This window comes from Streptomyces canus, assembly GCF_030816965.1.
GTDB lineage: Bacteria > Actinomycetota > Actinomycetes > Streptomycetales > Streptomycetaceae > Streptomyces > Streptomyces canus_E.
In genome coordinates, this window is the sequence record NZ_JAUSYQ010000002.1 from 9399283 (window position 1) to 9421495 (window position 22213).

24 protein-coding genes are annotated in these 22213 nt (G+C 70.5%); 12 read left to right on the top strand and 12 right to left on the bottom strand.

Going from position 1 to position 22213, the window contains the following annotated elements; genetic code table 11:
• The first annotated feature begins 36 nt into the window (after positions 1 to 36).
• The 3 genes from QF027_RS43870 to QF027_RS43880 all read left to right on the top strand — a co-directional run bounded on the left by QF027_RS43870 (position 37) and on the right by QF027_RS43880 (position 2707).
• Positions 37 to 951, top strand: a complete 915-nt coding sequence (locus tag QF027_RS43870; RefSeq protein ID WP_306973288.1) for a YceI family protein — start codon at positions 37 to 39, stop codon at positions 949 to 951.
• A 51-nt stretch (positions 952 to 1002) separates the two neighbouring features.
• Positions 1003 to 1410 (top strand): DUF3224 domain-containing protein, encoded by a 408-nt coding sequence (locus tag QF027_RS43875; protein ID WP_307081040.1) that lies wholly within the window; start codon positions 1003 to 1005, stop codon positions 1408 to 1410.
• 190 nt (positions 1411 to 1600) lie between these two features.
• Entirely contained in the window at positions 1601 to 2707 is a 1107-nt protein-coding gene (locus tag QF027_RS43880) for an NAD(P)/FAD-dependent oxidoreductase (RefSeq protein WP_307081042.1), read from the top strand.
• A gap of 133 nt (positions 2708 to 2840) precedes the next feature.
• On the opposite strand, the gene QF027_RS43885 is transcribed toward QF027_RS43880, so the two are convergent.
• The gene (locus QF027_RS43885; RefSeq protein ID WP_307081044.1) at positions 2841 to 3518 is read right to left on the bottom strand and encodes a LuxR C-terminal-related transcriptional regulator; all 678 of its coding nucleotides are present in this window, start codon (positions 3516 to 3518) and stop codon (positions 2841 to 2843) included.
• 438 nt (positions 3519 to 3956) lie between these two features.
• On the opposite strand from QF027_RS43885, the gene QF027_RS43890 reads away from it, so the two are divergent.
• From QF027_RS43890 to QF027_RS43900, 3 genes are all read left to right on the top strand, one after another.
• Positions 3957 to 4808: a hypothetical protein gene (locus QF027_RS43890; RefSeq protein WP_307081046.1), complete on the top strand. Its 852-nt coding sequence runs from the start codon at positions 3957 to 3959 to the stop codon at positions 4806 to 4808.
• A 132-nt stretch (positions 4809 to 4940) separates the two neighbouring features.
• On the top strand, positions 4941 to 5987 hold the full coding sequence (locus tag QF027_RS43895) for a LacI family DNA-binding transcriptional regulator (RefSeq protein WP_307081048.1): 1047 nt from the start codon (positions 4941 to 4943) through the stop codon (positions 5985 to 5987).
• Between the two features lie 718 nt (positions 5988 to 6705).
• Positions 6706 to 8769 (top strand): beta-galactosidase, encoded by a 2064-nt coding sequence (locus tag QF027_RS43900; protein WP_307081050.1) that lies wholly within the window; start codon positions 6706 to 6708, stop codon positions 8767 to 8769.
• Between the two features lie 5 nt (positions 8770 to 8774).
• On the opposite strand, the gene QF027_RS43905 is transcribed toward QF027_RS43900, so the two are convergent.
• Entirely contained in the window at positions 8775 to 9620 is an 846-nt protein-coding gene (locus QF027_RS43905; RefSeq protein WP_307081051.1) for a helix-turn-helix transcriptional regulator, read from the bottom strand.
• Between the two features lie 103 nt (positions 9621 to 9723).
• On the opposite strand from QF027_RS43905, the gene QF027_RS43910 reads away from it, so the two are divergent.
• Positions 9724 to 10431, top strand: coding sequence for an SDR family oxidoreductase (locus QF027_RS43910; RefSeq protein WP_306973280.1), 708 nt, complete (start codon positions 9724 to 9726; stop codon positions 10429 to 10431).
• A 22-nt stretch (positions 10432 to 10453) separates the two neighbouring features.
• Here the strand turns inward: QF027_RS43910 and QF027_RS43915 are convergent, their stop codons facing one another.
• From QF027_RS43915 to QF027_RS43945, 7 genes are all read right to left on the bottom strand, one after another.
• Positions 10454 to 11416: an electron transfer flavoprotein subunit alpha/FixB family protein gene (locus QF027_RS43915; RefSeq protein WP_307081053.1), complete on the bottom strand. Its 963-nt coding sequence runs from the start codon at positions 11414 to 11416 to the stop codon at positions 10454 to 10456.
• 77 nt (positions 11417 to 11493) lie between these two features.
• Positions 11494 to 12282 (bottom strand): electron transfer flavoprotein subunit beta/FixA family protein, encoded by a 789-nt coding sequence (locus QF027_RS43920; RefSeq protein ID WP_307081054.1) that lies wholly within the window; start codon positions 12280 to 12282, stop codon positions 11494 to 11496.
• 33 nt (positions 12283 to 12315) lie between these two features.
• Positions 12316 to 13062, bottom strand: coding sequence for a GntR family transcriptional regulator (locus QF027_RS43925; RefSeq protein ID WP_306973277.1), 747 nt, complete (start codon positions 13060 to 13062; stop codon positions 12316 to 12318).
• The gene (locus tag QF027_RS43930) at positions 13055 to 14221 is read right to left on the bottom strand and encodes an acyl-CoA dehydrogenase family protein (protein WP_307081056.1); all 1167 of its coding nucleotides are present in this window, start codon (positions 14219 to 14221) and stop codon (positions 13055 to 13057) included. The genes QF027_RS43925 and QF027_RS43930 overlap by 8 nt, the downstream gene beginning before the upstream one ends.
• 27 nt (positions 14222 to 14248) lie before the next feature.
• Complete coding sequence (locus QF027_RS43935) at positions 14249 to 15442, bottom strand: CaiB/BaiF CoA transferase family protein (RefSeq protein ID WP_306973275.1); 1194 nt, start codon at positions 15440 to 15442, stop codon at positions 14249 to 14251.
• 134 nt (positions 15443 to 15576) lie between these two features.
• Positions 15577 to 15843: a hypothetical protein gene (locus QF027_RS43940; RefSeq protein WP_306973274.1), complete on the bottom strand. Its 267-nt coding sequence runs from the start codon at positions 15841 to 15843 to the stop codon at positions 15577 to 15579.
• Positions 15844 to 16132: 289 nt separating this feature from the next.
• Positions 16133 to 16591: a MarR family winged helix-turn-helix transcriptional regulator gene (locus tag QF027_RS43945; RefSeq protein WP_306973273.1), complete on the bottom strand. Its 459-nt coding sequence runs from the start codon at positions 16589 to 16591 to the stop codon at positions 16133 to 16135.
• Positions 16592 to 16714: 123 nt separating this feature from the next.
• On the opposite strand from QF027_RS43945, the gene QF027_RS43950 reads away from it, so the two are divergent.
• A complete protein-coding gene (locus tag QF027_RS43950; protein ID WP_307081058.1) occupies positions 16715 to 17068 on the top strand; it encodes a hypothetical protein in 354 nt (117 codons plus the stop codon).
• A 15-nt stretch (positions 17069 to 17083) separates the two neighbouring features.
• Here QF027_RS43950 and QF027_RS49850 read toward each other — a convergent pair whose 3' ends face one another.
• Positions 17084 to 17359 (bottom strand): hypothetical protein, encoded by a 276-nt coding sequence (locus tag QF027_RS49850; protein WP_373432007.1) that lies wholly within the window; start codon positions 17357 to 17359, stop codon positions 17084 to 17086.
• A gap of 68 nt (positions 17360 to 17427) precedes the next feature.
• Here QF027_RS49850 and QF027_RS43960 point away from each other — a divergent pair, with 68 nt between their 5' ends.
• Positions 17428 to 18396 (top strand): TerC family protein, encoded by a 969-nt coding sequence (locus QF027_RS43960; protein WP_307081060.1) that lies wholly within the window; start codon positions 17428 to 17430, stop codon positions 18394 to 18396.
• A 105-nt stretch (positions 18397 to 18501) separates the two neighbouring features.
• Positions 18502 to 19383, top strand: coding sequence for an LLM class F420-dependent oxidoreductase (locus tag QF027_RS43965; RefSeq protein WP_306973270.1), 882 nt, complete (start codon positions 18502 to 18504; stop codon positions 19381 to 19383).
• 87 nt (positions 19384 to 19470) lie between these two features.
• Here QF027_RS43965 and QF027_RS43970 read toward each other — a convergent pair whose 3' ends face one another.
• Entirely contained in the window at positions 19471 to 19677 is a 207-nt protein-coding gene (locus QF027_RS43970; protein ID WP_306973269.1) for a hypothetical protein, read from the bottom strand.
• 116 nt (positions 19678 to 19793) lie between these two features.
• Between QF027_RS43970 and QF027_RS43975 the strand changes: the two genes are divergently transcribed.
• On the top strand, positions 19794 to 20699 hold the full coding sequence (locus QF027_RS43975; protein WP_307081062.1) for a LysR family transcriptional regulator: 906 nt from the start codon (positions 19794 to 19796) through the stop codon (positions 20697 to 20699).
• Between the two features lie 117 nt (positions 20700 to 20816).
• On the opposite strand, the gene QF027_RS43980 is transcribed toward QF027_RS43975, so the two are convergent.
• Positions 20817 to 21380 carry an NADPH-dependent FMN reductase gene (locus QF027_RS43980; RefSeq protein WP_306973268.1) on the bottom strand — a complete coding sequence of 188 codons (564 nt, stop codon included), beginning with the start codon at positions 21378 to 21380 and terminating at the stop codon, positions 20817 to 20819.
• Positions 21381 to 21481: 101 nt separating this feature from the next.
• Here QF027_RS43980 and QF027_RS43985 point away from each other — a divergent pair, with 101 nt between their 5' ends.
• Positions 21482 to 22171, top strand: coding sequence for a TetR/AcrR family transcriptional regulator (locus QF027_RS43985; protein WP_307082707.1), 690 nt, complete (start codon positions 21482 to 21484; stop codon positions 22169 to 22171).
• The last annotated feature ends 42 nt before the right edge of the window (positions 22172 to 22213 follow it).

Sequence of the window (22213 nt, forward strand, 5' to 3'; positions counted from 1 at the left end):
AGCACCACAGCAAGTCCCCGAAGAAAGGTGAACATCATGGCCCTCGCACTGCTCCGGCGTCGGCGGTCCAAGGCTGCCCTTGCCGAGGCGTCGGGCCTCTCCGTCCCGCTCCCGGAAGGCGCGGGCGCGGTGGCCCGTGAGATCGTCGACCCGATGGGCTCGCCCATGGCGGGCGCGGACGTCACCGTCACCGCCCTGGACACGCACCGGGTCGCGGTCCGCGGGACGACCGACCCCTACGGCTACTTCCTCGCCGTTCTGCCGCCCGGCCGCTACAGCCTGATGGCCGCCGCCGAGGGCCTCCAGCCGCACCGCGAGACGGTCGACGTGGGGCCGTACGGGATGACGCCCACCGAGCAGGTGTGGCTCCAGCCCGCCCAGGCGCTGCAACTTCCCACGCCCGGCGTCTGGCTGTTCGATCCGCCGCACACCGCGATCCGCTTCATCGCCAAGCACGTCGGCATGGCCAACGTCCACGGCCGCTTCGAGCGCTTCGAGGGCGGCATCCAGGTCGCGCAGGACATGTCGCAGACCCGGGTCCAGGTCCGTATCGACGCCTCGAGCATCACCACCGGCAACACCACGCGCGACAACCATCTGCGGTCCGCCGACTTCCTCGACGTCGAACGCTTCCCCCACATCGACTTCGTCAGCACCCGCTTCGCCTATCGCGGCGGGAGCAAGTGGACCCTCCAGGGCAGCCTGACCATGCACGGCGTGAGCCGCTCGGTCGCCCTGGACACGACCTACCTCGGCACGGTGAACGGCGGCTACGGCGAGGAACTCCGCTGTGCGGCCCTGGCGACGGCGGAACTCCACCGGGAGGACTACACGCTGAACTGGCGGTCGATGCTGGCCCGGGGCATTGCGGTCGTCGGCCCCACGGTCCAGCTGGAACTGGACGTCCAGGCGATGTACCGCACCCACGACACGCCCACCCCGCCGGAGTAGGCGCGAGCGGACAGCCGGGCATTGTCAGACCCGGTCGGTACGGTCGGGCCCATGAGAGCCAACGGAACATTTAGCGTGAAGGCGTTCGTCCCGACCGAGCTGAAGCCCGAGCCGGCCGTGACCACCGGGCTTCCGGTCGGTGTCGCGACGATGGAGAAGCACTTCGAGGGCGAGATCGCCGGCCGCTCGGCGACCTTGTTCACCGCCGCGTACGACCAGCAGTCCGGCGTCGGCACCTACGTGGCCATGGAGTCCTTCGAGGGTTCGCTGCACGGCAGGTCGGGCGCCTTCAACTTCGTGCACTCGGCGACGACCTCCGGCAGCGACCGCACCGCGGAGTTCTTCACGATCGTCCCCTCCAGTGGCACCGGGGACCTGGCGGGGATCTCCGGCACCGGCGGCCTCGCGGTCGACGCCGACGGCACCCACCGGATCCGGCTCGACTACGAGCTCGGCTGACGTCCCGGTCCAACTCGCCGTCACCGGAGGGCACATCGCACGTCCCCAGAGGCCACAGCTTCACGGAAAGCTCACACAACCAAACCGAAACTTTAGGTTTCAAGCGTTACGCTCACCGGCATCCGAGTGCTCGGGGGAGCGGCTCGTCCGTCATGGCACTCCCTCCCCCCACGGTTTCAGGAGACTCGGCGTGAGTGACGGCGACGTAGTGGTGATCGGCGGCGGCTATGCGGGCGTCCGGCTGGCGAAACGGCTGGACGCGACGGCACGGGTCACGCTCGTGGATCGCAAGGAGGTCTTCTTCCACCGTATCTCCTCCCTCCGGGCGGGTGTGCGCAGGGAGTGGAGCGCCACCCCCTTCATCCCGTACGACCGGCTGCTGCGCCGCGGCCAGATGGTCGTGGGCAAGGTGGTTCGCATCGACACCGCCGAGCGACGAGTGGTGCTGGCCAACGGCACGCGGCTGCCCTACGACGTCGTGGTGATCGCCACCGGCGCCGACTACCCGGAGCCGGCCCGCTTCGCCGGGACCACCACCGAGGAGGCGATGAAGTCCTTCGCCGAGCACCAGCAGAAGATCGCCCTCGCCGAGCACGTCCTCGTCGTCGGCGGCGGGCCCTCCGGCGTCGAACTCAGCGCCGAGATCCGGCTGGCCCGCCCGGACGCCCGGGTCACGCTCGCGCACTCCGGCCCCGCGCTGCTCGACAGAACGGGCAGCGAACGGGCCGGACGCAAGGCGCGCGAGTGGCTGGAGGCGCACGACGTGGAGGTACGGCTCGACTCCTTCATGGCCCCGGGCAACGACTTCGCCACCTACCGCGACGCCCGCGGCGACGTCATCACCGCGGACCTCTCCTTCTGGGCGACCGGCACCACCCCCAACACGCTCTGGCTGCGCCTGGGCGGCCACGGCGACCTGCTGACCCCCTCCGGGCATGTGAAGGTCGACCGCTCGCTGCGGGCCGAGGGACACCTGGACGTCTTCGCGGTCGGTGACGTCAACGACGCCACCGAGCTCAAGATCACCCCGGCGGCGCTCGCCCAGGCCGACCTCGCCGCCTGGAACATCCGCGCCCACCTGAACAGTTCGGGCCGGCACCGCAAGGAACCCCGCTTCTACCGGCCCGTCCACCGCACCCCGCTGATCGTGCCCTTCGGCCCTGCCGACGGGGTGACCATGCTGCCCGTGCCGGGTGGCGAGACGGCGGTGCTCGGCAGCCGCACCAGCGCCGTCGCCAAGGCGAAGACCCTCATGACGCCCTACATGAGGCGCCAGCTCGGCTACACGGCGGCCTGATCGGTGAAGGTGACATCGGCGGAGGCGCGCCGGGGCCTCCGGTGCGTGGCGAGGTGACGCCACGCCCGGCCGCCGGCCGGGGCGGCTCCAGCATGAGCAGGACCGGGTCCGGCTGGAGTCGCCGTCGCCCTTCTCACGCGTGCAGGACGTGCTGGGTGGGCCGGACCAGTCCCGACTCGTAGGCGAAGACCACCGCCTGGACCCGGCCGCGAGCACCGATCTTGGTGAGGATGTTGCTGACGTGGGACTTCACGGTGGTGGGGGCGATGGAGAGCCGGTCGGCGATCTCGGCGTTGGAGTCGCCGGAGGCGACGGCGGTGAGGACGTCCCGCTCACGTCCGGTGAGGGTGCCCAATCGGTTGCCCGGTGCGTTGGTCTCGACGGCGCGCCGGTCGCGGACGGCATCGATGAGCGCACGGGTCAGTCCGGGGGAGACGACCACGTCACCGGCCGCCACGACCCGCACGGCTGCCACCAGTTCGTCGGCGGTGGCGTCCTCGGGGAGGTGTCCGGCGGCTCCTGCGCGCAGGGCGCCGTAGGGGTAGGTGTCGTCGGCCGTGGTGAGGAGCAGGACGTGCGGGGCGTGCCCGTCCGGAGCGTGGGCGATACGGCGGACGGTCTCGGCGGTGTCCGTGTCGGTGGCACGGCCCTCCAGCAGGACGACGTCCGGCCGGAGGAGGGCGCTCAGCCGGACCGCCTCCGGCCCGTGCGCCGCCTCGCCGACCACGCTCAGGTCGGGCTGGGACTCGAGGAGCATTCGAAGGCCGACACGCTGAAGTGACTGGCCGGTGGCGATGAGGACGCTGGTCATGGGGTGCGTGCTCCATCCTCGTCCAGCGGACTACCTGCTGAACGAAACGGTTTCGTTCTCGCGAGTTCAGAGTAGCTCCAGAGTTATCGAAACGGGTGCGTATCGGTTGTGGGGTGGGTCACATCCCGGTTGCGTTTGGGCCCTCAGGGAGCCGTCGTCGATGGTGAGGGCGGGGGCCAGGAGGTGCCCGCGACCGCCGGGGGTGAAGTGGTCTCCGGCAGCCGGGTCCCACCGCTCGGTGAGGAGGCGGGAGCGCGTAACGCGCGCGGGTCGCAGTGTCGGCCCGGCCGTCTCGGGTGCCGAGGCGAACGGGGCCAGCCGGCACTCTCCGTCAGGCGATAGAGGCCCCGATCCGCATGTGTGTCTTGGGGGGCAACCCGGGCCGGACCGGCGGCGACCCAACAGTGAATCCCGGCCCCCACGAAGGGAGTTCACTTCATGCGCACCCGCATCGCGCGTCTCGTCACCGTCCTCGCCGCGCTGCTCGCGGTACTCGCCGCCCCCGCCGTCACGGCGACCCCGGCACAGGCGGCGGACACCTGGAACCCGCCCGCAGGCCTCGTGCAACCGCTGGGCGAGGTGTGGAATCACGTCGAGTCGACCTACCCCGACCTCTACGGCTTCCGCAACTACGGCTGGGACCAGGTCGTCGCCAACAAGGGAAGCGTCAACTACTGCGTCCGCTGGGAGTCCGACGCCCCCGTCAGCGCCGCCCTGCGGGGCCAGGTCCACGCCGCGCTGAAGAAGCAGTTCGGCAAGTGGACGGCGGCCATGCTCGACAACGGCACCGGCACCAACGCCTGGCCGTACACCACCGTGCCCGTCAACATCGTCGGCTGGGCGGTGAAGAACCGCTCCACCCTCCAGTGGACGGACAACTCGGTCGACATCTACGCCGGAAACCTGGACTCCGGCGGCGCCCCGCAGTGCGCTCCCGACTGCGGCCGCTTCTTCCATCAGGACGGCAACTACTCGAAGTGCCCCGGCGGTGTGGCCCGCCACTATGACCAGTCGCTCTGGCTCACCAAGGGTTTCCAGGGCGGCGCCGGCGGGGACTGGGGTCAGCGCGTCGGACAGGAGTACTTCACCGGCGCCCTCGCCCAGGAGAACATCCACATCTATCTCCACGAAGTCGGCCACACCTTCGGTCTCGACGACTTCTACGACTGGACCCCGACCGGTCAGTGCTGCTTCCTGATGAAGGCGGGCAGCGCGACCCAGATCACCGACTTCGACAAGTGGATGCTGCGTGACTTCTGGCGCCACCTGAAGAGCCGGTACGGCTACTGAGCGGAGGGATTGACGCGGCCCGGTGGGGCTGTCACAGTTTTGACTACGTAGTCATCGATCTTCGAGCGCCTTGCGCCGACACGATGACTACGTAGTCAAAGGCTCGACGGCACGACGGCGAGGAGCGCGCACATGGCGGCCACCGGACCCGGACGCCCGCGGCGGGGCCCCGGCATGACCGAGGTCGCACGAGCCGCCGGTGTCTCGCAGAAGACCGTGTCGCGGGTCGTCAACGGCGAACCGCACGTCAGCCCGGAGGTACGCGACCGCGTGCTCCGGGCCGTACAGGAGCTGGGGTACCGCCCGAACAACGCGGCGCGCGCCCTGCTGCTCGGCCGCTACCGGCGGATCGGCGTCGTCTCGCTCGGCAGCGCGCTCTACGGCCCCGCCACCCTGCTCCTCGCCCTGGAACGAGCCATGCACCGGGCGGGCTACTCCTTCGCCCTGGCCGGAACCCTGGAGGGACAGCCGGTCCAGGTCGCCGTGGAGGCGCTGCTGGAACAGGGGGTGGACGGGATCGTCCTGTCCGAGCCGATCGACGACGGCGCCCCGCTCCGGCTCAGCGCGGACGTGCCGGTGGTCAGCCTCGGCGAAGGCGTCGAGGTCGGCCAGGGCAAAAGTGCCGTCGTCGGCGCCGACGGCCTCGTGGCCGCCCGGACCGCCACCGAGCACCTGCTGTCCCTGGGCCACCGTACGGTCTGGCACATCCCGGGACCGCACGACTGGTGGGCCGCGCGTGACCGCGTGCGCGGCTGGCGGGAGGCCCTCGCCGCCGCCGGTGCCCCCGAGCCCCCGCTGCCGGTCGAGGGCGACTGGAGCCCGGCCTCCGGGTACGCGGCGGGACGCCGACTGGCGGAGCTCTCCGACGTCACCGCCGTGTTCGCCGCCAACGACGACATGGCGATCGGGGCGCTACGGGCGTTCGCCGAGGCGGGTCTGTCCGTCCCCGGCGACGTCAGCGTCGTCGGCTTCGACGACATCCCCGCGGCCGCCTATCTCGCCCCGCCCCTGACCACCATCCGCCAGGACTTCACCGCGGTCGCCGACCGGGCCGTCGACGTGCTCATCCGCATGATCGAAGGCGACCCGGCACCCGCCGAACGCACCGACATCCCCGTCGAGTTGACCGTACGGGCCTCCAGCGGCCCGGTACGCGAACGCGCATCACCCCTGCGCTGAACCGTCGGCGCGACGGCCCGCGGCACACCCCGCCGCAGGCCCGCTCCGCCCTGCCCGCGAGTGCCGCCCGGGACGGCCGCACCCGCGCCCCCCGTAGCCGCACCACGTGAGGAGTCACGTGTGTTCCCAGCATCCCCGACCCGCCGTACCCTGCTGCGTGGCGCCCTCGGCCTCGGCGCCGCCACCGCCCTCACCGCCTGCGGAGGCGGCAGCACCACCGCCCGCACCTCCGGAGACGTGACCCTCTCCCTGTGGACCCACGACCCCGGATACGAGGACTTCTTCCGCAAGGGCATACCGGAGGCCGACCGGCTCACCGACTTCCGCTACCGCCTCGACGTCACCCGCGCCGGACCCGGCGACCTGGTCACCAAGCTGCTCGCCCAGGCCGTCGCAGGCCGCGGCACCCCCGACGCGATCGGCTTCGAGATCGGCAGCTTCCCGCGCATGCTGCGTGGTGACATCGCCCCGCGGCTGCTGCACGACCTGAGCCCCGACATCGCCGCCGTCCCCGGCCTCAAGGACGACCTGCTCCCCGCCCGCCTCGCCCCCTACAGCAAGGACGGCAGGCTCTACGCCCTCGACTCGGACTCCCCGGAGGCCGAGGAGGCGGCCGCTCTGGACGGCGCCGGACGCATCCGCTGCGCAAGCAGCTCCTCGAAGGCCTGTCCACGGGTGCCGTCAAAGGCTGACCCATCAACAACCGTATGGGAGAAGGATGTTCGAGCTTCCGCCCCGCGTTCTGTTCGGCGCCGCCTACTACCACGAGTACCAGCCGTACGAGCGGTTGAAGGACGACCTCGATCTGATGGCCGAGGCACGCTTCACGGTGATCCGGGCCGGCGAGTCCGTGTGGTCCACCTGGGAACCGGAGAACGGCCGCTTCGACCTCGACTGGCTCCAGCCCGTCCTGGACGGCGCCCACGAGCGGGGCATCTCGGTGATCCTCGGGACACCGACCTACGCCGCACCGCCCTGGCTGGCCCGCCAGTACCCGGAGATCGCGGGGGAGTCACACACGGGCGAGCGCATCGGCTGGGGTGCCCGGCAGGAGGTCGACTTCACCCACCCGGCGTTCCGCTTCCACGCCGAACGGATCGTCCGGAAGATCGTCGCCCGGTACGCCGACCACCCCGCCGTGATCGGCTACCAGGTCGACAACGAACCCGGCCCCCATCTCCTGCACAACCACGGCGTGTTCCAGCGCTTCATCGACGAACTCCGCGCGCAGTACGGCGATGTGGAGACCCTCAACCGGGAATGGGGCCTGGTCTACTGGTCGCACCGGCTCTCCACCTGGGCCGACCTGTGGACCCCCGACGGCAACGCCCAGCCCCAGTACGACCTGGCCTGGCGGCGCTTCCAGGCCCGGCTCGTCACCGAGTTCATCGCCTGGCAGGCGGACATCGTCCGCGAGTACGCCCGCCCCGGCCAGTTCGTCACCACCTGCATCTCCTACGACCGCCTCGGCGTCGAGGACGACAAGCTCACCGAACGGCTCGACGTCACCGCGGGCAACCCGTACTACACGATGCAGGACGCCCTCGAGCTGCCCGACCGAGGAGTCGACGGACAGGACTGGACGACCAACGGCACCTGGGCGCTGTACCGCAGCGCCGACCGCATGTACTCCTCCCGCCAGGAACCGTTCCTGGTCACGGAGACCAACGCCCAGGCCATCAGCTACCCGTGGAACAACCGCCCCGCCTATGACGGCCAATGGCGCCAGGCCGCCTGGGCGTTGATCTCCCGCGGTGCCTCGATGATCGAGTACTGGCACTGGCACACCCTGCACTTCGGCACCGAGACCTACTGGGGCGGCATCCTCCCGCACAACGGCCGCCCTGGCCGCGTCTACCGGGAACTCGCCGCGCTGGGAGCGGAGTTGGAGAAGGCGGGTGACCTCGCCGCGACCCTCACTCCGGACGCCGACGTCGCCTTCCTGTACGACGGCCCCAGCAAGTGGGCGCTCCAGGCGCAGCCGCCACTCGCCCTGGCGGACGGGGGTGCGAACGGGCGGTCGTACGAGACGGTCTTCGACGCCTTCTACCGGGGCGCCTTCGACGCGGGACTCCAGACCCGCGTCCTCCACCCCGGGCAGATCTCGACGGCCGCCCTGCCCGAGGTCCTCGTCGCCCCCGCCTTCTACGCCGCCGACGACGAGGCCCTCGAGCGCCTCAAGGCCTACGCCGAGGCGGGCGGGCACCTGATCGTGGGTCCCCGCACCGGGTACGGCGACACCGAGGCGAGGGCCCGCACCGAGGCGCAGCCCGGAAAGCTGGCGGAGGCGGCCGGGGTGACGTACGACGAGTTCAGCAACCTGGGCGCACCGTTGCCGGTCACCGGCACGGAGAGTCTCCCGCTGCCGCCCGAAGCGTGCGCCCTGCACTGGGCCGACGGTCTCCAGCCGCAGGGAGCCGAGGAGTTGGCGACCTACGACCACCCCCACTTCGGGCGCTGGCCGGCGGCCACGACACACCGCCATGGCGCGGGCCGCATCACCTACGTGGGTACGGTCCCGGACCCCGCCTTCGCCCGGGCCGTGTTCGAGTGGGCAGCCCCGGCCTCCTGGCGCCCGGCCCACCCGAGCGTCACCGCGACCTCGGCCACCGCCCGCGACGGCCGCCGGGTCCGCTTCCTGCACAACTGGTCGTGGGAGGCGGTGTCGGTCGCCGTGCCGATGTCCCTGAGGGACGCTCTGACGGACGAGGTGTACGCGGAGTCCGTGCCCCTGGGGCCCTGGGACGTGAAGATCCTCACGGAGGACGGGATGGAGAAGTAGCTCCGCTAGCCTCTCTCGGCCAGGCTCTGCGTGCCCAGCACCGAGATCAGCCGCAGCTTCTCGGCGGCATCGGTGCCCGGCTCGGCCGAGTACACGAGGATGTGCAGGTCGTTCTCCTCCACCCGGAGCAGGTCGCAGTCGAGCGTGAGCGTCCCGGCCTGTGGATGCTCGATCGTCTTGCGCGAGCCGGCGAGACGGCCCACCACACCCGCGTTCCACAGTTCGGCGAACCGCTCGCTCCTCGTACGCAACTCCGCCACGAGGGCCTGGAGTTGGCGGTCGGCGGGATAGCGGGCGGCGGTCGCGCGCAGTTCGGCGACCATGCCCGCCTCGAAGACACGCCGTTCCTCCGGGGTGTGCCGCACCCGGCTCGGCATGCCCGTGAAGTTGCGCCACACACCGTTGCGTTCGAAGCCCCGCAGGACCGACGGATCGCCCATCAGAGCCGCGTACATCGGGTTGGCCAACAGCAGCGTCATGGCCGCGTCGGAGACCGCGACGGCGGTGTCGACCAGCCGGTCCAGCAGCCGCTGCACGCTGGGCGTGATGAACCCGGGCACGACATCCGGTCCCGGCGGCACCAGTTCCGCGAGGCCGAAGAGGTACCTCCGCTCGTCCCCCGAGAGCCGCAGCGCCCGGGCCAACGCCTCGACGACCTGCACGGACGGGTTGACCGCCCGGCCCTGTTCGAGACGCGTCACATAGTCGACCGAGATGTCGGCCAGCAGAGCCAGCTCCTCGCGCCGCAGCCCGGCAGCCCGCCGATGACCACCGGAGGGCAGCCCGGCCGCGTCCGGAGGCACTCGGTCGCGCCAGCGCCGCAGCGCCTGTCCCAGTTCTGTCACCGCCATGCTCCTCAGTGAACACCGTCGGCCGCGGATGTGCCTGGTACCGCCAGTCCCAGGAAGAAGGGTCTTCTGGCTGACCGGGCCTCGGCGCAGCAAGCTGGGCGGCATGACGACAACACTCATCACCGGAGCGAACAAGGGCCTCGGCTTCGAGACCGCCCGCCAACTCATCGCCGCAGGCCACACTGTCTACGTCGGCGCCCGTGACGCCGAGCGCGGCCGCCGCGCCGCCGACGAGCTCGGCGCGCGGTTCGTCCAGCTCGACGTCACCGACGACGCCTCCGTCGAGGCCGCGGCCAAGACCGTCGAGGCCGCGGGCGGCCTCGACGTCCTGATCAACAACGCCGGTATCGAGACCCGCACCGAGGACAACAGTGTGCCGGTCGCGGCGACGGTGACCGCCGACCAGATGCGCACCACCTTCGAGACGAACGTCTTCGGTGTCGTCCGCGTCCTGCACGCCTTCCTTCCGCTGCTCCAGCGCTCGGCCGCGCCCGTCGTGGTCAACGTCAGCAGCGGCCTGGGCTCCCTGACCCATCTCTCCGACCCGGACCACCCCGCGCACTTCTACCCGGGCATCGCCTACCCGACGTCCAAGACCGCGGTCAACATGCTCACCGTGCAGTTCGCGAAGGCGTTCCCGGCCATGCGGATCAACTCCGTGGAGCCGGGATTCACCAAGACCGACCTGAACGGCAACACGGGCACGCAGACCGTGGCCGAGGGCGCCGAGATCATCGTCCGCATGGCACAGGTCGCCCCGGACGGCCCGACCGGCGGCTACTTCGACGCCAAGGGGCTGCTGCCCTGGTGACCCGGGCAGCCGTTCAACGGACTCAGCCCTTGCGGGTGTTGATCTCCTCGGTGAGGGCGGGGACGACGTCGAAGAGGTCGCCGACGACGCCGTAGTCGACGAGGTCGAAGATGGGGGCCTCGGCGTCCTTGTTGACCGCCACGATGGTCTTGGAGGTCTGCATGCCCGCGCGGTGCTGGATCGCGCCGGAGATGCCGTTGGCGATGTACAGCTGCGGCGAGACGCTCTTGCCGGTCTGGCCGACCTGGTTGGTGTGCGGGTACCAGCCCGCGTCCACCGCGGCGCGGGAGGCGCCGACGGCCGCGCCGAGGGAGTCGGCGAGGGCCTCGATGATGGCGAAGTTCTCGGAGCCGTTGACGCCGCGGCCGCCGGAGACCACGATCGCGGCCTCGGTCAGCTCCGGACGCCCGGTCGACTCACGCGGGGTACGGCCGGTGACCTTGGTGCCGGTGGCCTGCGCGGAGAAGGTCACGGACAGGGCCTCGACCGCGCCGGCGGCCGGGGCGGCCTCGACGGCGGCGGAGTTGGGCTTGACGGTGATGACCGGGGTGCCCTTGGAGATACGGGACTTGGTGGTGAAGGAAGCGGCGAACACCGACTGGGTGGCCACCGGACCGGCGTCGCCGGCTTCCAGGTCGACGGCGTCGGTGATGATGCCGGAACCGATGCGCAGCGCCAGACGCGCGGCGATCTCCTTGCCCTCGGCGGAGGACGGCACCAGCACGGCGGCCGGGGACACTTCGGCGACCGCGGCCTGCAGCGCGTCGACCTTGGGTACGACCAGGTAGTCGGCGTACTCGGAGGCGTCGTGGGTCAGGACCTTGACGGCACCGTGCTCACCCAGGACGGCGGCGGTGTCGGCGCCACCGGCACCCAGCGCGACGGCGACCGGCTCACCGATGCGGCGGGCCAGGGTCAGCAGCTCGAGGGTGGGCTTGCGGACGGCACCGTCCACGTGGTCGACATAGACGAGAACTTCAGCCATGGGGATGCTCTCCTGCGGATTGCGAAGTCTGAGGGGGCGGTACGGGGTTGAGCTGAGCCTCAGCGGGCCAGTGACCCTTAGATGAACTTCTGGCTCGCGAGGAACTCGGCGAGCTGCTTGCCGCCCTCGCCCTCGTCCTTGACGATCGTGCCCGCGGTGCGGGCCGGGCGCTCGGTCGCGGAGTCGACGACCGTGTAGGCGCCCTCCAGGCCGACCTGCCCGGCCTCCAGGTCCAGGTCGGACAGGTCCCAGGCCTGCACCGGCTTCTTCTTGGCCGCCATGATGCCCTTGAAGGAGGGGTAGCGCGCCTCGCCCGACTGGTCGGTCACCGACACCACCGCCGGCAGCGAGGCCTCCAGCTGCTCCGAGGCGGCATCCCCGTCGCGGCGGCCCCTGACCGTGCCGTCCTCGACCGAGACCTCGGACAGCAGGGTCACCTGCGGCACACCAAGGCGTTCGGCCAGCAGCGCCGGGACCACGCCCATCGTGCCGTCGGTGGAGGCCATACCGGAGATCACCAGGTCGTAGCCGGCCTTCTCGATCGCCTTGGCCAGCACCAGCGAGGTGCCCAGGGCGTCGGTGCCGTGCAGGTCGTCGTCCTCGACGTGGACGGCCTTGTCGGCACCCATCGACAGCGCCTTGCGCAGCGCGTCCTTGGCGTCCTCGGGGCCCACGATCAGGACCGTGACCTCGACGTCGTCGTCGGAGTTCTCCGAGATCTGCAGCGCCTGCTCGACCGCGTACTCATCGAGCTCGGAGAGCAGACCGTCCACGTCGTCCCGGTCGACGGTCAGGTCATCGGCGAAGTGCCGGTCGCCGGTGGCGTCGGGCACGTACTTCACAGTGACAACGATCCTCAAGCTCAAGGTCTTCTCCTGGTTCTTGCGGGTGGGGAAGCATCAGCGTCCGCTGCGCCGCAGCCGTACGCGATACGAGTAGTGCTCGGGCAGGAAGTGACTGACGGCCAGCTCCACGAGCCGTCCGGCCGCCGACTGGTAGACCCGGTCGATGCGCAGCAGCGCACGGCCCGGTTCGCACCCGAGGTGTCCGGCGATCTGGGCGTCGGCCGCCGCGACCGTGATGCTCTGCTCGGCCTCGGCGATCGGCTCGGGCAGCCGCTCGTCGAGCAGTCCGATGACGGTGGTGGCTCCGGCGGTGCCGGGCTCGGCCAGTTCCCGAACCGATTCCAGCAGTCGGCCGACCTCCGGCGGCAGGAACACGGAGGTGTGGCAGAAGGCGGTGTCCTCGTGCAGCCGTAGGAAGGCGACCTTGTGCACCGTGTCGCTGTGCAGGCCCAGCCGTCCCGCCGCGTCGACGTCCACCCGTCGGTGCAGGGGTGTGACGACCTGCATGCGGGTGTCGATGGACAGGCCCATCAGGTCGTCCACCGAGCCGAACTGACGCAGGTACTGCTCCTCGCGGGGAGTGGCGAAGGTGCCCCGGCCCGGCACCCGGTGCACCAGCCCTTCGGCGACGAGGTCCTGGAATGCCCGCCGTACGGTCTGGCGGCTGATCCCGAACCGGTCGGCCAGCTCGGCCTCCGTGGGCAGTCGTACGCCCTCCGGGTAGTCGTGCCGCAGGATCGCCGTCCGCAACTCCCGTGCGAGCCGCAGGTAGATGCTGTCGCGCTGGGTCTGCTCAGCCATCCAGACCACCCCGCGCCAGCAACTGGGCCGCGATCACGTTGCGTTGGATCTCGTTGGTGCCCTCGCCGACGATCATCAGCGGTGCGTCCCGGAAGTACCGTTCGACGTCGAACTCGGTGGAGTATCCGTAACCGCCGTGGATCCGGACGGCGTTGAGCGCGAGCTCCATGGCCGTCTCGGACGCGAACAGCTTGGCCATGCCGGCCTCCATGTCGATCCGGCGTCCGGCGTCGGCCTCCCGGGCCGCGTACAGCACGAGTTGGCGGGCGGCCGTCAGCTTGGTCGCCATGTCGGCGAGGTAGGTGCCGATCGCCTGGTGGCGCCAGATCGGCTTGCCGAAGCTCTCGCGCTCCTGGGCGTAGCGCAGCGAGTCCTCCAGCGCGGCCCGCCCCACGCCCAGGGCACGGGCGGCGACTTGGAGCCGTCCGGTCTCCAGCCCCTTCATCATCTGGGCGAAACCGTGCCCCTCTGTTTCGCCCAACAGGGCTTCGACGGGCACCCGGTAGCCCTCGAAGCTCAACTCGCAGCTCTCCACGCCCTTGTAGCCGAGCTTGGGCAGGTCACGGGAGACGACAAGGCCGGGACCGTGTTCGGCGAGCAGCACGGAGATGCCCGTGTGGCGCGGTTCGGCGGTCGGGTCCGTCTTGCAGAGGAGGGCGATCCGCCCGGAGCGGCGGGAGTTGGTGATCCAGGTCTTCGCCCCGTCGACGACGTACTCGTCGCCCTCGCGGCGGGCGACGGTGGTGATCGACTGGAGATCGCTGCCGCCGCCCGGCTCGGTCAGCGCCATGGTGGCGCGGAGCTCTCCGGTGGCCATCCTCGGCAGACAGCGGTTCTTCTGCTCCTCGGTGCCGAAGTGGAGGAGCAGCCTGGCGACGACGGTGTGTCCGCCCATCGCCCCCGCCAGGCTCATCCAGCCGCGCGCGAGCTCCTCGGTGACCAGGACGAAGCAGGGCGTGGAGACCGGGGTGCCGCCGTACTCCTCGGGGATCGCCAGGCCGTAGACGCCGAGTTCCTTCATCCTCTCGATGAGGTGCTCGGGGTAGGTGTCGCTGTGCTCCAGCTCCCGGACGACGGGCCGGACGTCCTTGTCGACGAACTCGCGCACGGTCCGTACGACGAGACGCTCGTCGTCGGAGAGGATGTCCAGGACGCTCATCGCACGTGTCTCCTCCGGTCCAGGGCCTCAGACGACCGCGTCGGCACGCAGGGCCGCGATGTCGTCGCCGGTACGGCCGAGCTCCCTGAGGATCGCCTCGGTGTGCTCGCCCACCGCCGGCACCGGGTCCATGCGGGCGGGCAGTCCCGCGAGGTCGGCCGGGGGCAGCAACGCCTCCACCGTGGCCCCGCCGGGGACGGCGACCTCGTGCCAGCGACCGCGGGCGGCCAGGACCGGGTGGTCGAGGAACGCGGCGACGTCATTCACCCCGGCGCAGGCGATGCCGATGTCCTCCAGGTCCTTCAGGACCTCCGCGGCGTCGGAGCACGCGATCCGCTCGGCGACCACGGCGTTGAGTTCCTCGCGGTGGGCGACCCGGGCGGAGCCGGTGGCGAAGCGCGGATCCTCGGCCAGCTCGGGCCGTCGTAGGAAATGCGCACAGAGGGCGAGCCACTCGCGTTCGTTCTGGATGGAGAAGAGCACGTCCTTGCCGTCGGCGGCCGTGAAGGCGCCGTACGGGGCGATGGTGGCGTGCTGGGTGCCCAGACGCGGCGGCTGGCTTCCGCCGTAGCGCGTGTAATTGGCCGGCTGGCCCATCCACTCGGCCAGTGCCTCGAACAGCGACACCTCCACCGGGTGGACCCTGCTGGTGGTGGCCCGGGTGTACAGGGCGGTGAGGACGCCGCTGTAGGCGTACATCCCGGCCGCGATGTCGGCGACCGAGATCCCGACCCGCGCGGTCTCCTCGGCGGTCCCGGTCAGCGACACCAGGCCTGTCTGGCACTGTACGAGCAGGTCGTACGACTTGCGGTCCGCCCACGGCCCGTCGGTGCCGTATCCGGAGATCGTGCACGGGATCAGCCGCGGCCAGCGCTCGGCGAGGACGTCCACGCCCAGGCCCAGCCGGTCGGCCGCGCCCGGAGCCAGGTTCTGTACGAACACGTCGGCGCTGTCGAGGAGTTGGTGCAGGATCTTGAGGCCGCGCGGGTCCTTGAGGTCCAGCGTGAGCGACTCCTTGGACCGGTTGAGCCACACGAAGTAGCTGGAGTGGCCGTGCACGGTCGTGTCGTAGCGGCGGGCGAAGTCACCCTCGCCCGGCCGCTCCACCTTGATCACCCTGGCGCCGAGGTCGGCGAGCTGCCGGGTGGCGTAGGGCGCGGCCACGGCCTGCTCCAGGCTGACCACCGTGACCCCGGACAGGGGAAGCTGCGGCACGCTCATGGGGCCTTTTGTACGGCCAAATCAAAGAGGGTGTCAACGGCCGCCGCACCCCCACGACCTGTGCTCTTCGCCACCTCAGGACTGTCGGTGAGATCACCCCAGCCACTTTGTACGGCCCTTCGGCCGAGCACGGCTCAGCTCTGACGGCCCGGATGGCACAGGACCATGACCGCGCGGGCGACGAGCTCACCCGCCCCGCCGAGCTCCTGTCGGTAGCGGCCCGTGATGTCCCGCACGGCCTCCACGAAGCCGGGGTCGACGGCGCGGGCCCGGGCCGGGGCGGGGAGCTCCTGAGCCATCTCGCGTCGGCGCGCGAGCAGCGCGATGATCTCCTCGTCGAGACGCTCCAGCCGAGTGAGTGAGATGTCCTCGCCCGAGGCGGTGGCCTGGTTCGTCGTCACGCTGGATCTCCGTTCGTCTGCGCGAAACGCGGCGCTTTCCTTCACCGCTGGTCCCTCAAGACCTTGCCCGTGGCGGTCAGCGGCAATTCCTCCCGGATATGCCTCGCCCGCCCGGCAGCAGGTGAGGCGCAGGGGGCCGTGGGCGACCGCGTCGGCGTCTCGCAGCGGTCGGTCGCGTTCAGCGACTTCCGCGGTGGACTGCGCCTCGCCGCCCACGTAGGGGCGTTGCCGCGCAAGGGTGTCCGCCTGCCGACAGACGTGCCCGTCACCTTGATGAACGGCGTTCGCGTCAGGCCGGCACGCCGTGGGCTTCGAGGGCTCGTACGAGGGGGACGAGTTCGGGGTTCGTGGCTGCCTGGTCGAGGGCTTCGCGGAGGGCTTTCTCGTTGGTGGGTCGGGCTTGTTCGAGGAGGGTGCGGCCGGCCTCGGTGACGTCGGTGTAGATGCCACGGCGGTCGGTGGGGCAGAGGTAGCGGGAGAGCAGGCCGCGGTCCTCGAGGCGGGTGACGAGGCGGGTGGTCGCGCTCTGGCTGAGGACGACGGCGTCGGCGACCTGCTTCATCTGTAGATGCCCGCCCTCGCCGGCGTGCTGGCGGCCCAGGACGTCGAGCAGGGAGTACTCGCGCACACTGAGGTCGTGTCCGGCCTGCAGGGCGCGCTCGATGTGGGCCTCGATCCGTCCGTGCAGCAGGGAGAGCGCGCACCAGCCCTGGGCGAGGGCGGTCAACGCGGGGTCTGTGGCGGTCATGGGGCCTGCTTCCTCCGTCCCGATACGGACAAGCCCAGGATATTGCATCGCTGAAACTTTCAGCGTCTGCTTCTATAGTGCGCGCGCAACTATCAGGACCCGCACCCGCAGAGAGCGACTCCGATGACGACCCGGCCCTCCACCACGACCCTCTGGCGCCCGACCGGCCCCAAGGAGCTGGAGCTGGTCCGGGAACTCGACGGGCGTGCCTGGCCGCCGAGGCTGCCCGAACAGCCGATCTTCTACCCGGTCCTCAACGAGGACTACGCGATCAGGATCGCCAGGGACTGGAACGTCAAGCACGACGGCGCCGGGTTCGTGACCCGCTTCGAGGTCGAGTCGGACTTCCTGAGCCGCTATCCCGTCCAGCAGGCGGGTGGCCGCACGATCCTCGAACTGTGGGTCCCGGCCGAGGAGCTCGACGAGTTCAACGCGCACGTCGTCGGCGTGATCGAGGTCGTGCACGAGTTCCGCTGACCCTCTGCGTTCCCGCTACGACCGTGCCAAGTGCCGCATCGTCAGGGCCAGTTGCAACCGCAGTCGGCCCTGAGGTGTGAGCAAGGGCCAGCCCAGCAGATGCTGCGCGTGGGACAGCCGGCCCACGCGGGGCGCGGCGGCTCGTGGCGTCGTGATCGGGGCAGCGAGGTCCGTCCGGGACGCCGCCGTACGGCGGAAACTGCCCGCCGTACGGCGGGTGGTGAGCGGTGAGATTCCGCCATGTTCCCGTGCGACCTGCGGTTCCTTGCCATGGCGTGACCTGTTGTTCACCTTTTGTAGGTGGAAGTGATCCCCGGTGGTGGCAACGCTGTCGATGCCCCCACGCATCAGGAGAACCAGTGCACGTCTCTTTCACCGTCTGGCTGCTGACCGTCGTCGCCCTGTGCGTCCTGGTCGGCGCCGACTTCTTCATCGGTCGCAAACCCCATGACGTGTCGGTCAAGGAGGCCGGCATCTGGACCGTCGTCTGGGTCGTGCTGGCCTGTCTCTTCGGACTCGGGCTGCTCCTCTTCGGCGGTGGGAAGCCCACGGGCGAGTTCTTCGCCGGATACATCACCGAGAAGTCGCTCAGCGTCGACAACCTCTTCGTGTTCGTTCTGATCATGGGGAAGTTCGCGGTGCCTTCGCAGTACCAGCAGCGGGTGCTGATGGTCGGCGTCGTGATGGCGCTCGTGCTGCGCGCCGGGTTCATCGCGGCCGGAGCGGCGATCATCTCCGCGTTCTCCTGGGTGTTCTACCTCTTCGGCGCCTTCCTGATCTGGACCGCCTGGAAGCTCGTCCAGGACGCTCGCAAGGACGGACACGACGAGGAGTACGAGGAGAACAAGCTGCTGAGGATGGTGGAGAAGCGTTTCGGCGTGGCCGACCGCTACCACGGCACGAAGCTGTGGATCGAGGAGAACGGCAAGCGGGTCATGACCCCGATGCTGGTCGTGATGCTCGCCATCGGCTCCACCGACGTGCTGTTCGCCCTGGACTCCATCCCCGCCATCTACGGGCTCACCCAGGACCCGTACATCGTCTTCACCGCCAACGCGTTCGCCCTGATGGGCCTGCGCCAGCTGTACTTCCTCATCGGCGGCCTGCTGAAGAAGCTGGTCCACCTCAGCTACGGCCTGTCGATCATCCTCGGCTTCATCGGCGTCAAACTCGTCCTGCACGCCCTCCACGAGTCCGGCGTCCACGTCCCCGAGATCAGCATCCCCTTCTCCCTCGGCTTCATCGTCCTCGTCCTGACCATCACCACACTGACGAGCCTGCGGGCCGCGAAGAAGCAGGGGGAGACGGAGGCGGAACGGGTGGCGTGAGAGGCGCGGTGGCCGCCTGGTTCCGGTGGCGTCCCCTTGACTTCGAGAGCGCTCCAGGTTCTAGCGTCGTCGACGTCGGCGAAAGCCCTGTGAACGGAGACGGACATGCGCGTGGGCGTGCACATCAACCGGTTCGACCACCCCGCGGGCGCACCCGCTCTCGGTGCCGAGCTCGCCGCTGCGGGTGCCGCGGCGGAGGCGGCCGGTGTGAGCTGGCTGTCGGTGATGGACCACTACTTCCAGATGGAGTTCAACGGCGGCGCCGAGGACCCCATGCTGGAGGCCTACACGACCCTGAGCTTCCTCGCGGCCCACACCGAGACGGTCCAGCTCGGCGCGCTCGTGACCGGAGTGACGTACCGCCACCCCGGACTGCTCGCCAAGATCGCGACCACGCTCGACGTGCTCTCCGGCGGCCGGGCCACACTGGGCATCGGAGCCGCCTGGTACGACCGGGAGCACGAAGGGCTCGGCGTGCCGTTCCCGCCCCTCGCGGAGCGCTTCGAACGGCTGGAGGAGACCCTGCGGATCTGTCTGCGGATGTGGGACCCGGCGGCGAACGGCGCCTTCGAAGGCACCCACTACCGGCTCGCCGAGACCCTGTGCGTACCGGCCCCGGTCAGCCGCCCGCACCCGGAGATCATGATCGGCGGCGGCGGCGAGAAGAAGACCCTGCGCCTGGTCGCCCGCTACGGCGACGCCTGCAACCTCTTCGCCACCTCGCCGGAGGAGGTCACGCACAAGCTCGACGTGCTGCGCGGCCACTGCGACACCGAGGGGCGGGACTACGACGACATCCGCAAGACCGTCGCCTACACGGGCGAACCGGCCACCGAGGGCGACCTGGAGGCCTTCACCCGGGACATCACCGGCTACGGCAAGCTCGGCATCGACACAGTCATCCTCGCCCCGCGCATCGGCGCCCCCGCGGAGTGGATCGAACGCTTCGTCGCACCGGCCGTGGAGCGGCTCGCGGAACTGGACTAGCGGCCTGTCCGGCGGATCGGGCCGGCTTCAGGAAATGGTGCCGGATCAGTGCAGATGTGCGCCGGACCCCGCGACACCGGATCGGCCCTAACCCGCCCGCGCGGCGGAGGGCCGGCTGCGGGAGACGACGCGCGTCCCGCGGCCGTCGGTCACGCGGACCTGCAGCGAGCCGCACGCGCAGCGGGTCCACACCGTCCCGCCCGTCGCCGTGCCGTGCCGGGACACGACCTGGAAGGGCTCGGCACCGTCCGGCCAGCCGCAGTGCGGGCAGACGGCGCGGATCGTGCTGGTCATGGTGACTCCTCGTACCTCGTGGCTGTGACGGCCGTCGCGACACAGCCCAGGGTGCAGCGGAGTCTTCGTTCACGTCCAGGTTGACTTCCTGGATCCGACCTTGAAGCGTGGGCTTCATGATTGACCTGCGCCGACTCCACGTCCTGAGGGCGGTCGCCCACTACGGCACGGTCACCGCGGCCGCCCGCGCCCTGCACTTCACCCCGTCAGCCGCCTCCCAGCAGATCCGTCAGCTCGCCCGCGACCTGGGTGTCGACCTCCTCGAACCTCAGGGTCGCGGGATCCGTCTCACCCCCGCCGCCGAGAGCCTGCTCGCGCACGCCGACGCCATCCAGGCCCGCTGGGACCAGGCCGAACTCGATCTGCGCGCCGACCACAGCGAGCCCGCCGGACCGCTCAGGGTGAGCGGTTTCCCGGTGGCCGTGTCCGTGCTGCTGGCCCCGATGGCGGTCCGACTGCGCGAGCGGCATCCCCGGCTGACCGTCGGCATCCAGGAGCTGGGCGTGACGGAGAGCTTCGACCTGCTCTTCGAGGGCGAGATCGATCTGGCGGTCGTGGAGGCGACCCCGTACAACCCGCCCATGAGTGACGTCCGCTACCACCAACAGCCCTTGCTGGACGATCCGTTCGACCTGGTCGTCCCCGCGGACCACCCCCTCGCCGGACGCGAGCGCGCCGACCTCGCGGACGCGGCGCACGAGGACTGGATCGCCCCGGTCCCCGACAGTCCCTGCCGCCCCCACGTGCTCTCGGCCTGCGGCGCGGCCGGCTTCACCCCGAGCGTGGTCCACCACGCCCTGGACTGGAACGTCACGGCGCACCTGGTGGCCCACGGCCTGGGCGTCGCCCTGATCCCCCGCCTGGCCCACCTGACCCCCCACCTGCCGATCGCAAGGGTGCGCTGCGAAGGCAATCCCCATCGAAAGCTCCTCACCTGCACCCGCGGCGGAGCGCACGAACGCCCGGCGATCGCGGCGGCGCTGGGAGCTCTACGGGAACTGGCGCCCTCGGCAGTGGTGTGAGGCGGGGCTGGGTCGATATGCGGCTCCGCCGCGTGGGCGCGACCAGCCCCCACAGACCCGCAGACAAACGAAAAAGGGGCCGGGGTACAAGACCCTGACCCCGTTTCGCGCCGCAGGTCAGGCGGCGGCGACCTCACCCGCGTTGCTGTGCAGCTGTGCGACGATCTCGGCCAGCTGCGCGGCGACCTCGGCGTCGTCGGCCGGGTGCGTCTCGGCGAAGCGCTCCAACGAACCCGGGATGGACAGCTTGACGTCCTCGAGCACCTTGCCGCCGGCGATACCCACGGACTTGCGGGTCTCGTCGTGCGCCCACACACCGCCGAACTGGCCGTACGCGGTACCGACCACGGCGACCGGCTTGCCGCCGAAGGCGCCGGCGCCAAAGGGACGCGACAGCCAGTCGATGGCGTTCTTCAGCACGGCCGGGATGGTGCCGTTGTACTCGGGGGAGAACAACAGGAACGCGTCGGAGGCCTGCGCGGCCTCACGCAGCTTGGCGGCGGCCGCGGGGACGGCGCCCTCCACGTCGATGTCCTCGTTGTAGAAGGGGATGTCGGCCAGGCCCTCGAAGAGCACGACCTCCGCGCCCTCGGGGGCGTGCTTGACGGCCGCCTCGGCGAGCTGACGGTTGTGCGAACCGGCGCGGAGGCTTCCGACGAGCGCGAGAATGCGAACAGACATGCGAACTCCAAGAGAGGTGAAACGTTGCCGTAATAATGCGGACCGGGGTCCGCTTAGTAGTTGTACTCCTTTAACCGGACCCTGGTCCAGTTTTCTTCCCGCTGCTTTACGCTTATTTCATGTCCGCCGTCCTGCCGCCCCTGCCACCGCTGCCGACTCCCCCGGATCCCAGTGGGGAACCCGAGCTGCTCCAGCTCGGCCTCCGCGACGACGAGTCCTGCCTGCGCGCCGACGCCGCGCGCAACCGGGCCCGTCTCCTGGAGGCGGCCACCCGCCTGGTCGCGGAACACGGAGCGGCCGGAGTCACGATGGAGGCGGTGGCCGCGGCCGCATCGGTCGGCAAGGGCACCGTCTTCCGCCGGTTCGGCGACCGCACCGGCCTGCTGACGGCACTGCTCGACCACTCCGAGCGCAACTTCCAGGCGGCCTTCCTCAGCGGCCCCGCCCCGCTCGGGCCCGGCGCACCGCCCGTCGACCGGCTGCGCGCGTTCGGCCACGCCCTCCTGCGCCGGTCCGGCGACCAGATGGACCTGATGCTGGCCGCCGAGCCGAGCCCGGAGCGCCGCTTCACCCCCGCGCCCCGCCAGGTGCACCACAGCCACGTGACCCTGCTGCTGCGCCAGGCACGCCCGGAAGCGGACTGCGAAGTGCTCGCCCAGGCCCTGATGGGCTACCTCGATCCCGCCACCATCCATCACCTCACCCGGAGGCGCGGCATGCCACTGGAGCGCCTGGGAAAGGGCTGGGACGACCTCGTCGCCCGGCTCACCTGCACCGATCCGCCGCGGTGAGGTCGGGCCGCGCCCCGGTCAGGTACACCGTCACAGCTTCTG

Coding starts and splice junctions, on each gene's coding strand:
- QF027_RS43870 (WP_306973288.1), top strand. CDS start 37: ATGGCCCTCGCACTGCTCCGGCGTCGGCGGTCCAAGGCTGCCCTTGCC.
- QF027_RS43875 (WP_307081040.1), top strand. CDS start 1,003: ATGAGAGCCAACGGAACATTTAGCGTGAAGGCGTTCGTCCCGACCGAG.
- QF027_RS43885 (WP_307081044.1), bottom strand. CDS start 3,518: ATGACCAGCGTCCTCATCGCCACCGGCCAGTCACTTCAGCGTGTCGGC.
- QF027_RS43890 (WP_307081046.1), top strand. CDS start 3,957: ATGCGCACCCGCATCGCGCGTCTCGTCACCGTCCTCGCCGCGCTGCTC.
- QF027_RS43895 (WP_307081048.1), top strand. CDS start 4,941: ATGGCGGCCACCGGACCCGGACGCCCGCGGCGGGGCCCCGGCATGACC.
- QF027_RS43900 (WP_307081050.1), top strand. CDS start 6,706: ATGTTCGAGCTTCCGCCCCGCGTTCTGTTCGGCGCCGCCTACTACCAC.
- QF027_RS43905 (WP_307081051.1), bottom strand. CDS start 9,620: ATGGCGGTGACAGAACTGGGACAGGCGCTGCGGCGCTGGCGCGACCGA.
- QF027_RS43910 (WP_306973280.1), top strand. CDS start 9,724: ATGACGACAACACTCATCACCGGAGCGAACAAGGGCCTCGGCTTCGAG.
- QF027_RS43915 (WP_307081053.1), bottom strand. CDS start 11,416: ATGGCTGAAGTTCTCGTCTATGTCGACCACGTGGACGGTGCCGTCCGC.
- QF027_RS43925 (WP_306973277.1), bottom strand. CDS start 13,062: ATGGCTGAGCAGACCCAGCGCGACAGCATCTACCTGCGGCTCGCACGG.
- QF027_RS43930 (WP_307081056.1), bottom strand. CDS start 14,221: ATGAGCGTCCTGGACATCCTCTCCGACGACGAGCGTCTCGTCGTACGG.
- QF027_RS43935 (WP_306973275.1), bottom strand. CDS start 15,442: ATGAGCGTGCCGCAGCTTCCCCTGTCCGGGGTCACGGTGGTCAGCCTG.
- QF027_RS43945 (WP_306973273.1), bottom strand. CDS start 16,591: ATGACCGCCACAGACCCCGCGTTGACCGCCCTCGCCCAGGGCTGGTGC.
- QF027_RS43950 (WP_307081058.1), top strand. CDS start 16,715: ATGACGACCCGGCCCTCCACCACGACCCTCTGGCGCCCGACCGGCCCC.
- QF027_RS43965 (WP_306973270.1), top strand. CDS start 18,502: ATGCGCGTGGGCGTGCACATCAACCGGTTCGACCACCCCGCGGGCGCA.
- QF027_RS43970 (WP_306973269.1), bottom strand. CDS start 19,677: ATGACCAGCACGATCCGCGCCGTCTGCCCGCACTGCGGCTGGCCGGAC.
- QF027_RS43975 (WP_307081062.1), top strand. CDS start 19,794: ATGATTGACCTGCGCCGACTCCACGTCCTGAGGGCGGTCGCCCACTAC.
- QF027_RS43980 (WP_306973268.1), bottom strand. CDS start 21,380: ATGTCTGTTCGCATTCTCGCGCTCGTCGGAAGCCTCCGCGCCGGTTCG.